This window comes from Ruegeria sp. HKCCD6428, assembly GCF_013110595.1.
Classification (GTDB): Bacteria; Pseudomonadota; Alphaproteobacteria; order Rhodobacterales; family Rhodobacteraceae; genus Ruegeria.
The window spans coordinates 62,718-76,952 of record NZ_WVQX01000012.1 but is presented as its reverse complement, the minus strand read 5'-3'; the positions used below and the strand labels follow the sequence as shown (position 1 = coordinate 76,952).

Below are 14,235 nucleotides of genomic sequence, written 5' to 3'. Positions count from 1 at the left end.
GGTTTGTTGCACAGAAATCCCGAACTCGACTGTGCACGGATGCAGAGCATTTGCGCGGGCGCTCGCATAGGAAGATGCAAGCCCTGGCCCTATGTTTTTCGAAACGCAAATGCGGAGGAAAAGACATGGGCCTGCTGGTCGACGGAAAATGGCACGATACCTGGTATGACACCAAATCCACGGGCGGTGCATTCAAGCGCAGCGCCGCGCAGTTTCGCAATTGGTTGACAGCTGACGGCGAGGCAGGACCATCAGGCAAAGGCGGGTTCAAAGCAGAATCCGGGCGCTATCACCTGTACGTCAGCTATGCCTGCCCCTGGGCCCATCGCACGCTGATTTTTCGCGAGTTGAAAGGGCTGAGCGATCTGATCTCGGTGTCGGTCGTGCATCCGGACATGCTGGATCAGGGTTGGACCTTTGAAACAGACGCTCACGGCGCGACAGGAGATGACCTTTTCGGGCTGGGCTTTGCGCACCAGATCTATACCAAAGCCGATCCAGCCTATTCGGGTCGCGTGACCGTGCCGATCCTGTGGGACAAGCGGCAGGAAACCATCGTGTCGAACGAAAGCTCGGAAATCATCCGCATGTTCAATTCGGCCTTCGACGGGGTCACCGGCAATATCGATGATTACTGGCCCGAAGCGATGCGCGATGAAATCGAAGAGGTCAACGCACGCATCTATTCAGACGTCAACAACGGCGTCTACAAGTCCGGCTTTGCCACCTCGCAAGCGGCCTATGACGCCGCCGTGGGCCTGTTGTTCGACACGCTGGACTGGCTGGAAGATCGTCTGGCCCGGAACCGTTACCTGATGGGGGATCGGATCACCGAGGCTGACTGGCGGCTGTTTACGACGCTGATCCGCTTTGATCCGGTCTATCATCTGCACTTCAAATGCAACAAGCGGCGCCTGATCGATTACCCGAACCTATGGGCCTATACGCGTGAACTGTACCAATGGCCCGGCGTGGCGCCCACCGTGAACATGAACCATATCGTGCGCCACTATCACTACAGCCATGACAGCATCAATCCGCACCGGATCATTCCGGTAAACCCGGTGCTGGATTACGCAGAACCGCACCGCCGCGATCAGCGCCCTGCAGCGTAATGCTCGACCATCGCCGCCAGATCCTCTGGCGGTGTTTCGCTTTGCACATAAGCACAGGCGTTCGGGCTGTGGGCAAATATCGATCCATCCGAGAAGAAGGTGGTGTTGGTCACAAAGATCACCCGCGCCTGGGGGCGGCGATAGCTTGCAAAATCGGCCACGGCCAATGCACTTCCGGTTTCCAGAACCAGATCCAGCACGATGATTTCGAAATCCGTGCCGTACAGCGCCAGAATGGCGGCTTCCTGCGTCTCGACCAGCGTGACCTCGGCGCCCTGCCGTTCCAGATGCCTTTTCCAGACCCGACCAAGGTCGGGATTACTCTCAACAATCAGAACTTTCATTTGCAACAACCTCGGCACTTGGTATGGTGAGTGGTGCCGACCCCCGTGGTCCGTGATCTCGTTATTTCCTTAACAAAGTGTTAACAGCGGCCCTACAGGTCCGTGAACAGGCGGATTTGCTTGTATTAGAGGCGAAAATCCGCTTGAAGCAGGCCAAAAGCGGTATTTTCTCGCAGAGAGAGCAGATGAACACACCGGATCAAGACTTGGATCCACGCACGGTTCGCGACCACGGCGGTGGGCTGGACAGGGCGATTGCACAATATGGTGGACAACGCACCGACTGGATCGATCTGTCCACCGGCATCAATCCTCATGCCTACCCCGTGTCCGGGCTGACTGCGGGGGATTGGGCTGAATTGCCGGATCACGGGGCGTTTGAACGGCTCAGCGGTGCCGCGCGCGGGTTCTGGAACGTGCCGCAGCGTGCAGCGATCCTGCCCGCGCCCGGAGCGTCGGCGATCATCGCGCGCCTTCCCGCGCTAACTGCGGCGGGTACGGTACAGATCACGCCGCCCACCTATAACGAACACGCCGCCGCCTTTTCGGCGCAGGGATGGAAGGTACGGCAAGACGGTCCGTGTGACGCCCGCGTGATCGTCCATCCGAACAACCCGGACGGGCGTATCTGGCAGGAAGGCGACGTATCGGCACCACTTACCGTGATTGACGAAAGCTTTTGCGACGTCATGCCGGACAAGTCCTTGATCCATCTTGCAGACCGCCCCGGCGTGATCGTGCTGAAGAGTTTTGGCAAATTCTGGGGGCTGGCCGGGGTAAGGCTGGGGTTTGCCATCGGACGGCCGGATATGATCAGTCGGTTGAACGATCTGACCGGCCCTTGGTCGGTATCAGGCCCGGCCTTGCGGGTCGGCACACAGGCTTTGATGGACAACCGCTGGGCGGACGCCACGCGTGCGTGCCTGGCTGACGAGGCCTCAAGGCTGGATGCGCTGGTCACGAGAAAAGGGGCCAAGGCGATCGGCGGCACCAGCCTGTTCCGACTCTATCAGGTCGACAACGCCGCCCATTGGCAAGGTCGTCTGGCACAGTCTCATATCTGGAGCCGCATCTTCCCCTATTCTGAAACCTATCTGCGCCTTGGGCTCCCGCCCAAGGATGGATGGAACAGGTTGGAGGCCGCCCTGTGAGCCCTGGCCTGATGCTGGTCTGTGCCATGTGTCTGGACGCAGCACTGGGGGAACCCGACTGGCTCTGGTCGCGCGTCAGGCATCCGGCGGTGATCATCGGCAACCTGATCGGCTGGCTGGATACACGCCTGAACCACGGGGCCCAGCGCCGTTCAAAAGGGGTAGGTGTGCTTGTCCTGCTGGTTTGCGGCGCAGGGGCGCTTGGCTGGGGTTTGTCCCTGTTGGGGCCGGTGATTGAAATCCTAGTCTGCGCGATCCTGTTGGCGCAAAAATCGTTGGTCACCCATGTGCGCGCCGTGGGCGAAGGGCTGATGGCCTCGCTGTCAGAGGGGCGGGCACGGGTGGCCATGATCGTCTCGCGCGATACACGGGACATGACCGAGGCACAAGTGGCACGCTCGGCCATCGAAAGCGCCGCTGAGAACCTCAGCGACGGCGTCATCGCGCCTGCTTTCTGGTTTCTGATTGCCGGGTTGCCGGGGCTGCTGGTCTACAAGGCGGTGAACACGGCCGACAGCATGATCGGATATCGCAACGAAACGTACCGCGCGTTTGGCTGGGCTTCGGCACGGTTCGACGACCTGCTGAACCTGATCCCAGCCCGCCTGACCTGCGTGATGATCGTGGCGCTGTCGGGCCACTGGTCGCGCTGGCGCGAAATCTTGGCAGATGCGCACCGTCACATCTCGCCCAATGCGGGCTGGCCCGAGGCCGCCATGGCCCGCGCGCTGAACGTCGCCCTAGCCGGGCCGCGCAGCTATGACGGCAAGGTGCGGGATCTGGCATGGGTCAATTGCAACGCTCAGCGCGAGATCGGAGCTTTGGACATTTTCCGCGCATGTCGCATGTTGTGGCGTGTTTGGGGGCTTGCGCTTGGGCTCGTGTCGGTGTCGGTTGGGATCGACCTGATTTACTGACGGACATTTGTCATGCGTTTTCTTTCCGGCCTGATCGCCGCCACCTTGTTTGCCCAACCTGCCCTGGCCCAATGTGGTGGTGGCTTCAATTCCTTTGTCAAAGGGCTAAAGGCCGAGGCCGTGCAGCAAGGCTTTGACAAATCCACCGTGAACGCATTTTTCAAAGGCGTGCAGCAGGACAGCGCCGTGCTGAAGGCCGATCGGGCGCAGGGGGTGTTTCAGAAACCCTTTATCGAGTTTTCCCGGCGGCTGATCTCGGCCAATCGGATCGAACGCGGGCAGGCGATGTCGCGCAAATATGACGCGGTGTTTGACCGGATCGAAAAGCAATACGGCATCTCACGCGGGGTGTTGCTGGCCTTCTGGGCATTCGAGACCGACTACGGATCCTTTCAGGGCGACTTCAACACCCGCAATGCACTGGTGACTTTGGCCCATGACTGCCGTCGCCCCGACCTGTTCCGCCCTCAAATCTTCGCGGCCATCGAACTTTATCAGAATGGTGATTTCGACCCGGCCCGCACAACGGGCGCGTGGGCCGGGGAAATCGGTATGGTCCAGATGCTGCCGCGGGACATTCTGGAAAACGGTGTCGATGGTGACGGCGACGGGCATGTCCGCCTGAAAACCTCGGCCCCCGATGCGCTGATGTCCGGGGCCAAGATGCTGTCGCATCTGGGCTGGCGCGCAGGCGAACCGTGGCTGCAAGAGGTCGCGGTGCCCGCGCAGATGGACTGGTCTCTGTCCGGCCCCGGCAAGCCCCGGTCGGTGGCCGATTGGCAGGCCATGGGCGTTCAGGCACGCAGCGGGTCGCTGGCAAACCTGCCTGCCTCGCTGATCCTGCCCCAGGGGCACAAGGGCCCGGCCTTTCTGGCCTATCCGAATTTCGACGTCTATTTCGAATGGAACCAGAGCTTTGTCTATGTATTGACTGCCGCCTATTTCGGGACACGTCTGGAAGGGGCACAAATTTATGATGCTGGCAACCCCACGCCGGGCCTGAGCGGCGCGCAGATGAAGCAATTGCAAACCAAGCTGCAAGCCAAAGGATATGATGTGGGCAAGATCGACGGGATTCTGGGTGCCGGTACCCGCGCCGCAGTGCGGGCCGAACAGGTGAGATTGGGATTGCCTGCGGATGCATGGCCGACGGTGGAGTTGCTAGGAAAATTATAGTGTCTTACTAAGTCTTGCATTTAGCAGAAGTCTTCAACTTGCGGTCATGATGCCAAAGCTCTCCAGCAATCGCTCAAAATTTCGACGCGCTACCGTGATTTCAATTGTATTGCTTCTTATTGTCCCTTTCATCTTGCCATTGCGCAAGATCGACAAACCAGAACAAGGCAACTCTGACAGGCCCTCAACTGAGACAGTTTGTGGAGAAGGCTATTTACCATTGATTTCAAGAGAGACAGCTGTGTGCTTTGTGGTCTCCCCCGCTTGGTCAGACGATAAGATTGCCTGGCTATCCGAGGATGCAACCTCAGTCTATTGGCGACACCAAGATCTAGAAGCACTAGAAATTCATGTGCCCGAAGGGACGCTTGGCATATCATTGCGAGCCATATTGAATCCAAACTACTCCCCACTCAAAAACCCGCAAACCGTGTCTCGTCTTTATTCACAAGTAGATTTTATCGGCCAAGAAGACGACGATAAAGCTTTGCTATGTCGTGAATCGCTGAACCCGCTGGCCGCTGAGTTAGGTGGAAAAGGCTGCGACTTACTTCTATACGTTTCTGACGATATATTCGCAGAGATCAGACTTGTAACCATCAATCATCATGGCTCAGTCTATGATTGGCCTGACGTTGATCCTAAGAATATTAAAGCTTGGCGGCGGAACATACTTATCGTTCAAAGTGCCGTTTCCGAACTTGTCCGTCCTCTCGCGGCGAAGAAAGAACACTAATCATGGTACGCACTACTCCGGCCGCACCGGATAGCGGTCGCCCTTCTCGTCTATCAGGATCAGTCGCCCCCCGCTACGCACGTACAGATCACAGCGGCTGAACCCATTGCGGTACGCGATGCACACGCTGCCATCATCGGCAATCGCGTAAGTTCCAAAGGCAGATTCTCCGCTTGCGTATGTGTAGGAATAGGCGCCCCCGGCCGAGAATTTGGCCTGTCCGTCGTCGTAAAAGGTCAGTGTCTGCCCCGCCAAAGCATCAAGCTCTGCGGCTGTAAGGGGCGTATCCCCGGTTTTGACGGGCCAGTCGGCTGCAAATACAGGGCCGGCGGCGATGAGGGCGGGGATCAGGAAGCGCGTCATGCGCTCACGTTAGCGCGATAAAGCCGCAACCGTCATAAACTTCCAGTGAGCGGTCAGGCGACCATCTGTTCGGCCTTCTTCAGATCGACCGAAACCAGTTGGCTGACTCCCTGTTCCTGCATTGTGACACCGAAAAGGCGATCCATGCGCGCCATCGTCACCGCATGGTGGGTGATGATCAGGAACCGCGTGTCAGTCTGGCGGCACATCTCGTCCAGCAGATCACAGAAACGCGTCACGTTTGCATCATCCAAAGGCGCATCAACCTCGTCCAGCACGCAGATCGGAGCTGGATTGGCAAGGAAGACGCCGAAAATCAGCGCGGTCGCCGTCAGGGTCTGTTCTCCGCCCGACAGCAGGCTGAGAGTCGACAGTTTCTTGCCAGGCGGCTGGCACATGATCTCAAGGCCCGCATCCAGCGGGTCGTCACTTTCGACCATCACAAGATTGGCCTCGCCGCCCCCAAAGAGATGCTTGAACAACATGGCAAAGTTCGAATTCACCTGTTCAAACGCGGTCAGCAACCGCTCGCGCCCTTCGCGGTTGAGGCTGGCGATCCCGCTGCGCAGCGCCTTGATTGCCTCTTCCAGATCGGCTTTTTCGCTGCTGAGCGTATCGAATTCTTCCTGAACTTCCTTGCTGTCTTCCTCGGCCCTCAGGTTCACGGCCCCCATCGCGTCGCGCTGACGTTTGTGACGGTTCACTTCGGATTCCAGAACGTCCGCAGCTGGCATCTGGTCGGGGTTCACGTCCAACTGGTTCAGCAATTGGTTCGGGGTCAGTTGCTGATCCTCGGCGATCCGTTCGGCCGCCGCGACAACACTTTCCTTGGCCGCGTCACAGCGCGCCTCGGCCGCGGCACGGCTTTCGCGCGCTTCTGATGCCAGACGCTCGGCCTCCCGTTCGGCCAGAACGATTTCACGGTGCATAGCCTCGGCTTCGGCCAATTTGTCGGCGGCTTCGGCGCGCCGTGCTTCGGCGGCTTCGATCTGTTCGTTCAGCTCCTCACGCGCCTCGGCGATTTCGCCGGGCACGGCCATGGCCTCCGTCAGCTCTTCTTCCGAGCTTTCCTTGCGCTCGGCAAGTTCGGAAATCCGCTTTTCAGCCGTTTCCAAACGGTGGCGCCACCCGCTGAGATCTTTCGCGACCTCCTGGGTACGACGCGTGCGAGCGTCCCCCTCACGGCGCAGCTCGTCATGAGTCGAACGGTGGGTCAGCATGGTGATCCGCGCCGCCTCGACCGTCTGCTTGATGTCTTCGACCTGTGCGCGGGCACTGTCGAGATCACCCAGACCGGCCAAAGCCGCTTCGGCGTCGCGCAGTTGCGCGCGGGCGGCCGTGGCGTCGTCCTTGTGGCGGTCAACGGCGAGGGTCAGAGTTTCCAGCTTGCCCTGGGCCAGATTGCGGTCGGCCTCGGCCCGCGACAGTGCGCGCGCGGTTTCGGCCATGCGCTGATCAGCAGCACGGCGGGCCTCACGCGCGCGCCGGTCTGCCTCGGTCACATCCGCCAATTGCTGAGACAGCGCCTCATGCGCGGCACGGGCACCGTCAGCCTGTGCTTCGGCACGGGCAAGGTCCTGTTTCAGTGCTTCCAGCTTGTTGAGCTGCTCCAACCGCAGAGCAGCAGCGCTTGGCGCGTCTTCGGCCCAGGCACGGAACCCGTCCCAGCGCCAAAGGTCGCCCGAGCGGGACACCAGACGCTGGCCGGGTTTCAGCGATGCCTGCAACCGTGCGCCCTGATCCGCATCCACCAACCCGATTTGCGCAATGCGTCGGCTGAGACGATCGGGGCCCGATACATGAAGCGCCAGAGGCTCGGCCCCTTCAGGCAATGGCTGGTCGCTGTCATATCCAGCCACCTGCACCCAGCCGGATGGCCCGTCACCCTCGACCAGCGGCGCGCGAAGATCGTCGGCCAGAGCAGCACCCAAAGCCTTTTCATAACCGGGTTCGACGCGCAGCAGGTCCAGCACCTGACCGCCTTCCGCCGTGTCGCGTTCCACCAGCTTGGCCAGCGCCGTGGTTTCGGCCCGGATCGCGCCCAGCTCGCCTTCTGCCTCGGACCGTCTCGCCCGAGCCTCGGCTTCGCGTGCTTGCGTTTCGTTGCGCAGTTCATCCGCCGCGGCAAGCGCCTCTTCGGCGGCTTCCACCGCTTCACGGGCTTCTTCTTCGCCCGATTGGGCGTCTTCAAACGCCTCGCTGGCGCGGATCAGGGCCGTCTTGGCCTCGTCCACGGCTTTCCGGGCTTCTTCCTCTTCACTCTCGGATCGGGCCAGTGTCTTGCGACTGTCTTCGACCAGACGCTGGGCGGACTGGTGCCGGGCGACAAGACGGGCCATATCTTCGGTTTGCTGCGACAGGTGGTCTTCGCGTTCCTGTAGGATCGAGGCTGCCTCGCGGGCGATTTCCGCCGCTTCGGCCACTTTCTCGTCGTGACCTTCTGCCGCCTTGGCCAGTTCGCGCGCTTCCCATTCCAGCCGTTCAATCATTTGTCCCGCATCGCGGTTCAGACCGGCTTCGCGTTCGATATCGTTGGCCAGCTGCTGAATCCGGTTGGTCAGCGTCTCGATCGTTTGACGGGCGCGGGTTTCCTGGTCGGACAATTGATCGCGCTGCACCTGCTGGCGTTGCAGCACGGCGGCGGCGATGGCCTCTTCTTCGCGCAGCGGCGGCAGGGTTTCCTCGATCTCGGCGCGTTTTGCGGCAGCGGCGCGGGCTTCAGCCTCGGCACGGGAGGCTTCGGTGATCCGCTCACGCAGTTTTTCTTCGGCCTGCTGGCGGGCCATGTCGGCCTCTTTCCAACGTCGATAAAGCAGCATCCCCTCGGCCTGACGCAGCTGTTCGCCAATTTCGCGATAGCGGGCGGCCTGACGGGCCTGACGCGCAAGCTGGGCCAGTTGTCCGCCCAACTGCTCCAGCACGTCATCGACGCGGGTCAGGTTGGCTTCGGTGCCTTTCAGCTTGAGCTCGGCCTCATGGCGACGCTGATACAGGCCCGAGATCCCGGCGGCCTCTTCCAGAATGCGGCGACGGGCACGCGGCTTGGCGTTGATCAGTTCGGCAATGCGGTTCTGCCCGACCAAGGCGGGCGAATGCGCACCGGTCGAAGCATCGGCAAACAACATCTGCACGTCGCGCGCACGAACGTCCTTGCCGTTCGCCTTGTAGGCGCTGCCCACATCGCGGGTGATACGGCGGACGATTTCCAGTTGATCGCTGTCGTTGAACCCCGACGGCGCCAGACGTTCCGAGTTGTCCATGGTCAGGACAACTTCGGCAAAGTTGCGCGCGGGTCGCGTGGCGGCCCCGGCAAAGATCACGTCTTCCATCGCGCCACCGCGCATGGATTTGGGGCGGTTTTCGCCCATCACCCAACGCAAAGCTTCCAGAAGGTTGGATTTGCCGCAACCATTCGGGCCCACCACACCGGTCAACCCGTCCGCGATGATCAAATCGGTCGGATCAACAAAGCTTTTGAAGCCGGTCAGTTTGAGCTTGCTGAAACGCAATGGCTGCGTGTCCCATGATTCCTGTGCATTGGAAGTCTGCGCAAGGGATGGGGTCTGAGTCAACGGAGTTGCGCAGGATATGGGATATCACCCCAAGTTATCCACAACATCTTGCCGAAATACGCAAGAACGCGCGCATCTCAATACGGCGTGCATTCAAAGACCTGATACCCGTTTTCCCCACCGACGTTTTCATAAAGACCAAAGTCGATGCATTCGTAATTGGGGGTCGAGACGGCCGTCAGCAAAAGCCGCTCACCCGCATCGCGGTCACACCCCAAAACCCCAACGGTCACGGCTGCATCCCCCAGCACGTCCAGAATGGGACATCCCGAAACCTGCGCCATCGCCAAAGCGGCGCGATCCCGGACCTGGCCCAGCCGGGGGGCGTATTGCGCGTTGATCCGCACAGCTTCGGCCAGGTCGCCGCGCACACGCACATCAAAGACACTGCCATTCACAGCCACGCGCGTGGCGGGAACGTCGCGGAAATGCGGAGTGCCGGCGGCGCAGGCGGCCAGCAAGAGAGGTGCGAGGAACCGGATCATGCCGCAGAGTTGCAGCATTTTGGTTAACAGAACCTTTCCGGACGTCAGGCCCGCAGCACCTCTCCCAGCCGGCGAATGCCTTCACGTATTGTCGCCTCGTCAGAATTCGAAAAACTGAGACGGATCGTGTTTGCCCCGCTGCCATCCGGGAAAAACGCCTGCCCCGGAACAAATGCTACTTTGACGGTGTCCAGCGCACGCGCCAGCAGGTCAGAGCCAACCATCCCCTCGGGCAACGTGACCCAGATGAACATTCCCCCCTCGGGACGTGTCCATTCCACCCCGTCATGCATATGCTGTTCCATCGCGTTCAGCATCACATCACGGCGGGCGCGATAGACCTTTCGTACTTTCGGAATATGGGTGTCGAAACAGGCCTGCGCCACCTGATGCACGGCCATCTGGTTGATGGTCGCGGAATGAAGGTCGGCTGCCTGTTTCAGCAGCACCATCTGGGAAATGACTGGCTTGGACGCAACGACCCATCCCATGCGCAAACCCGGCGACAGCGTTTTCGAGAAACTGCCGCAATAGATCGTCCGACAGTCCTCGATTGACCCTTTGCGGGCCTGCTCCAATGACAGGATGGGGGGGATCGGATCCCCGTCATAGCGCAGCGCCTGATAGGCTCCGTCCTCTATCAACGCGCAATCCAGTTCCTCGGCCAGATCCAGCAGAGCCTCTCTGCCCTGCAAGTCCACGGTTTCTCCTGTCGGGTTCGCAAAATCCGCCGACAGATAGGCAAATTTCACTGCGCCTGCGCCCGCTGCGGCCTTGTATTCCTTGGCCCCCTGATTGCCATTGAGCCGGTCAAAGCGTGGCTCGTAGGCGTTGAATGCAGCCAGCGCGCCCAGATAAGTGGGCCACCCGACCAGGGCCGTGTCACCGGGGGACAGGAACAGCTTGCCCAGATAGTCCAGCGCCTGCTGTGACCCCGAGGTGATCAGGATGTTGTCGATGTCACAGGCCACCCCGATTTCGCGCATGTGCTGCGCCAGCCACTGCCGCAATGGGACATAGCCTTCGCTGACCGAATACTGCAGCGCCTGCGCTTGCAAATCCGGCCCCAGGGCCTGCTGAAACGCCTGTGCAAACGCATCGGCGGGAAACAGTGCGGGATCAGGAATCCCACCGGCAAAGGAAATGATGCCGGGTTGGTCAAGCAGCTTCAGCAATTCGCGAATCTCTGACGCTTTCATTCGCGAGGCCCGGGTGGCAAACAAAGGGTGTTGGGACATGAGGCTCCTCCGATCTCAATTCGGCGCAGCCTAAGCTCTCCACTATTAAAGTCAATATTACTGACCTAATTATTCAATGGATGCGACCGGGGATTCTTGAACAGCACCGACGTCCATGGTCAAATGAATTGACCAATTTCGGAAGAAGAGATGCCATTTCACAAAGTTCAGACGGAAAAGCTGTCGCTCGCAGTCGTTCGCCAGATCGAGCTTTTGATCCTGCGAGGCATCCTGCGCCCCGGCGAGCGCCTGCCATCCGAGCGGGAGTTGGCAGAGCGCATGGGCGTTTCGCGCCCGTCCCTGCGAGATGCGATTTCCGACCTTCAGGAACAGGGCCTTTTGACCGCGAAAGCCGGATCCGGGATCTATGTGGCCGAGGTTCTGGGCTCTGCCTTTTCACCGGCACTGATCCGCCTGTTTGGCAGCCATGAAGAAGCCGTATTCGATTACCTGTCCTTTCGCCGTGACATGGAAGGGCTGGCGGCGGAACGGGCGGCGCGCCTGGGGTCAGACAGCGACCTGAAGGTCGTTCAGGCGATCTTTGACAAGATGCAGGCGGCCCACAACCGAAACGCCGCGAATGACGAGGCGCAGCTGGACGCCGAGTTCCACATGGCCATCATCGAAGCCAGCCACAATGTGGTGATGCTGCACATGATGCGGTCGATGTATGACCTTCTGGTGCAGGGGGTGTTCTACAACCGTCAGACCATGTTCCGTCAGCGCGCCACCCGCGAGGCCATCCTGGATCAGCACCGCGCCATCAATGCGGCGCTGCAAGAGCGTGATCCTCTGGCCGCCCGAAATGCAATCGAACGCCATTTGGATTTTGTGGAACGCTGCATGGCGGACCAGCAAAAGACCGATCGGAACGAAGCTATTGCGCAACAAAGGCTGCAACACGAAACCGGGCGGGGCTGAGCGCGGTCCGGATTTTGCAGACTTGGCAGGGCAAGGCCGGGACTAGGCAGCACCTGACACGGCTGGCAGCAGATGTCGGGGGAACGGCGTGCCGCTGCCTTCTCCCAGACGGTCCTCCGCGGCCAGTGTCGTCAGCGCCGGGTCGATGAACAGCCTTGCGCCGCGATCTCTCAGACGTTTGTGCAGCATTACATGTTCGCACACCTGTTGGCCTTTTTCGTCCCGGCAAGTATAGCGCAACCCTCGCAACGCGCGGGATTTATACAAACCGGCGCCGCCGAATGCGCTGTCGACCGGGATCAGGGGCGTATCGGCAGGAATGTGGAACTGGCGGTCAAAAACAGCGGACTTCATGACAGACCGGCGCCACTTGCGACGCCCGAACAGCGGCCGGCGCGTGCTTTGAATGCGTTGCCACACGTCTTCATCACACCAACCCGAACAACGCAAAGCGTAGATATCGTCATATGCTGGTTTGGGGTTGGCGAAAACACCCTCCCACAACGGGGCGACCCGCTGCGCTGCTGTCAGAACCGCCTGAGCATCCAGACAGGTATTCGGACCATCCAGATCCAACACCAGCGTCAACTCCAGGTCCGTGTCCTGATCCTCGAGTTTTTTGAGAACTGCATTTCTGGCCGCCGTGATACGCTCGACCCGGTTTGGCAATTCTGACGCAAGACCATCCAGCTGCAGGATATCAACATACCGGCTTTGACCCGCATAGTCGGACAACACTTGATCCGTACCGTCCGTGTTGTCGTTCGTGGCAATGGTGACGGTGAACCGGTGCAACTGCGCAGACAGGTTTTCGATTCTGTTGATCGTGTCGATCAGCGCTGACCCGCCATTTCGGACGACGCCGACAATATTCATCGAAACTGCGTTGCCTGACACCGCCTGTCTTTCCCTGTTATTGTCACGCTCTCATCAGAGCGCCCCTATCAACCTGATCCCCAGCAGGTCGTAGGATTCGGAGTGTTTGAAACAACAGAAGCAGAAGCACGACGAAAACAAAAGACCCGACAGCCAAAAGCTCTCGGGTCGTCTGTATCGCGTGTCTGTCGGGGTCACCCGTCAGTGCAGCTTGGCATCCACGTCTGCAATCGATGCATCGATCAGTTTGTTGGCCTGCGCTGCGGTCATTTGCTTTGCCAGAACCGAGCTGGCCGCCGAAACCGCAACCGATACGGCCTGATCACGCACTTCCTTCAGTGCAGACGCTTCGGCCGAAGCGATCTGGTCCTGAGCTGCGGCCAGACGACGCTCGATCGACTTTTCCAAGTCAGCTTTCGCCTGTTCTGCCGCCAGGGCCGCGTCTTCCTTCGCTGCCGCGACGATCGCATCGGCCTGCCCCTGAACTTCACGCTGCTTGCGCTCGTACGAGGCCAGCAAACTGCGGGCTTCTTCATGCAGAGCACGGGCTTCGTCCAGTTCAGATTTGATGCCTTCGGCACGGTTGTCCAGCGCGCCACCGATCATACCGGGGACCTTGAAGTAGAACAGGACCGCGATGAAGACGATGAAGCCCAGAAGGACAACAAAGTCGGTATTGCCAAGCGAAAAGAACGGGCCGCTTGCAGCCAGCGCGGGGCTGGCGGCACCAACGGTCAGGATAAGGGCAAGAGTGTTCCGCATGTCACTTATCCTTTCGTCTGTGCGTCTACTGCACTGTCGATGACTTTGGCATCTGCCTCGCCGCCCAGTGCGGTGACCAGTTCAGCCGCCGTATCCTTGGCAACCACTTGAATGCTTTCCAGCGCACCGGCACGGATTTCGGCGATTGCCTTTTCCGATTCAGCCGCCTTGGCAGCGATTTCCGCATCCGCCTTGGCAATCGCGTCATCCAGTCCAGCCTGAATTTCAGCGCGTGCTTCCGCTGCGATACGCTGTGCCTCAGAACGGGCATCGGCCAGCGCCTTGTTATAGGCCTCTTCGGCCTCGACCGCCTTGGCCTTCAGATCTTCGGCCGCAGCCAGGTCATTTGTAATGGTCCCCTGACGTTCAGCCAGGATTGCCGCGATGCGGGGCAGAGCCACGCGGGACAGGACCAGAAAGATGACGACCAGCGTAATGACCAGCCAGAAAATCTGGTTGGGGAACCAATCGAAGCAGAGCTGCGGCATCCCGATGGCAGAGCCATAGGAGTCGACGCACGAGCCAGCTACCTCTTTTGTAAGGGGTTCAGTCGCCATGATATCCTCCGTCGGAAACTTG

General features: G+C 59.9%; 14 protein-coding genes. 6 read left to right on the top strand and 8 right to left on the bottom strand.

Annotated features, from left to right (window positions below):
- Positions 1-125: 125 nt before the first annotated feature.
- The gene (locus GS620_RS19945) at positions 126-1,115 is read left to right on the top strand and encodes a glutathione S-transferase family protein (RefSeq protein WP_171617520.1); all 990 of its coding nucleotides are present in this window, start codon (positions 126-128) and stop codon (positions 1,113-1,115) included.
- Here the strand turns inward: GS620_RS19945 and GS620_RS19940 are convergent.
- Complete coding sequence (locus GS620_RS19940; RefSeq protein ID WP_117869888.1) at positions 1,097-1,459, bottom strand: response regulator transcription factor; 363 nt, start codon at positions 1,457-1,459, stop codon at positions 1,097-1,099. The two genes, GS620_RS19945 and GS620_RS19940, sit on opposite strands and share 19 nt — an antisense overlap.
- Before the next feature lie 185 nt (positions 1,460-1,644).
- Between GS620_RS19940 and GS620_RS19935 the strand changes: the two genes are divergently transcribed.
- From GS620_RS19935 to GS620_RS19920, 4 genes are read left to right on the top strand one after another with little or no spacing between them, the layout of a single operon-like run.
- Positions 1,645-2,610, top strand: a complete 966-nt coding sequence (locus tag GS620_RS19935) for a threonine-phosphate decarboxylase (RefSeq protein ID WP_171617519.1) — start codon at positions 1,645-1,647, stop codon at positions 2,608-2,610.
- Positions 2,607-3,527 (top strand): adenosylcobinamide-phosphate synthase CbiB, encoded by a 921-nt coding sequence (gene cbiB / locus GS620_RS19930; RefSeq protein WP_171617518.1) that lies wholly within the window; start codon positions 2,607-2,609, stop codon positions 3,525-3,527. The genes GS620_RS19935 and cbiB overlap by 4 nt, the downstream gene beginning before the upstream one ends.
- A gap of 12 nt (positions 3,528-3,539) precedes the next feature.
- Positions 3,540-4,703 carry a lytic murein transglycosylase gene (locus GS620_RS19925; protein ID WP_171617517.1) on the top strand — a complete coding sequence of 388 codons (1,164 nt, stop codon included), beginning with the start codon at positions 3,540-3,542 and terminating at the stop codon, positions 4,701-4,703.
- A 49-nt stretch (positions 4,704-4,752) separates the two neighbouring features.
- Complete coding sequence (locus GS620_RS19920; RefSeq protein ID WP_171120294.1) at positions 4,753-5,439, top strand: hypothetical protein; 687 nt, start codon at positions 4,753-4,755, stop codon at positions 5,437-5,439.
- Positions 5,440-5,451: 12 nt separating this feature from the next.
- Here GS620_RS19920 and GS620_RS19915 read toward each other — a convergent pair whose 3' ends face one another.
- The 4 genes from GS620_RS19915 to GS620_RS19900 all read right to left on the bottom strand — a co-directional run bounded on the left by GS620_RS19915 (position 5,452) and on the right by GS620_RS19900 (position 11,097).
- The gene (locus GS620_RS19915; RefSeq protein ID WP_171617516.1) at positions 5,452-5,802 is read right to left on the bottom strand and encodes a hypothetical protein; all 351 of its coding nucleotides are present in this window, start codon (positions 5,800-5,802) and stop codon (positions 5,452-5,454) included.
- Positions 5,803-5,855: 53 nt separating this feature from the next.
- A complete protein-coding gene (locus GS620_RS19910) occupies positions 5,856-9,311 on the bottom strand; it encodes a chromosome segregation SMC family protein (RefSeq protein WP_171617515.1) in 3,456 nt (1,151 codons plus the stop codon).
- Positions 9,312-9,451: 140 nt separating this feature from the next.
- Entirely contained in the window at positions 9,452-9,877 is a 426-nt protein-coding gene (locus GS620_RS19905) for a hypothetical protein (protein WP_253283999.1), read from the bottom strand.
- 26 nt (positions 9,878-9,903) lie between these two features.
- Positions 9,904-11,097 carry a PLP-dependent aminotransferase family protein gene (locus tag GS620_RS19900; RefSeq protein ID WP_171617514.1) on the bottom strand — a complete coding sequence of 398 codons (1,194 nt, stop codon included), beginning with the start codon at positions 11,095-11,097 and terminating at the stop codon, positions 9,904-9,906.
- Between the two features lie 150 nt (positions 11,098-11,247).
- Here GS620_RS19900 and GS620_RS19895 point away from each other — a divergent pair, with 150 nt between their 5' ends.
- Positions 11,248-12,018, top strand: a complete 771-nt coding sequence (locus GS620_RS19895; protein ID WP_171617513.1) for a FadR/GntR family transcriptional regulator — start codon at positions 11,248-11,250, stop codon at positions 12,016-12,018.
- 42 nt (positions 12,019-12,060) lie between these two features.
- On the opposite strand, the gene GS620_RS19890 is transcribed toward GS620_RS19895, so the two are convergent.
- The 3 genes from GS620_RS19890 to GS620_RS19880 all read right to left on the bottom strand — a co-directional run bounded on the left by GS620_RS19890 (position 12,061) and on the right by GS620_RS19880 (position 14,213).
- On the bottom strand, positions 12,061-12,894 hold the full coding sequence (locus tag GS620_RS19890) for a hypothetical protein (RefSeq protein WP_171617512.1): 834 nt from the start codon (positions 12,892-12,894) through the stop codon (positions 12,061-12,063).
- 201 nt (positions 12,895-13,095) lie between these two features.
- On the bottom strand, positions 13,096-13,656 hold the full coding sequence (locus GS620_RS19885) for a F0F1 ATP synthase subunit B (protein ID WP_170344804.1): 561 nt from the start codon (positions 13,654-13,656) through the stop codon (positions 13,096-13,098).
- A 5-nt stretch (positions 13,657-13,661) separates the two neighbouring features.
- Positions 13,662-14,213 (bottom strand): F0F1 ATP synthase subunit B', encoded by a 552-nt coding sequence (locus GS620_RS19880; protein WP_171617511.1) that lies wholly within the window; start codon positions 14,211-14,213, stop codon positions 13,662-13,664.
- Positions 14,214-14,235: the final 22 nt, after the last annotated feature.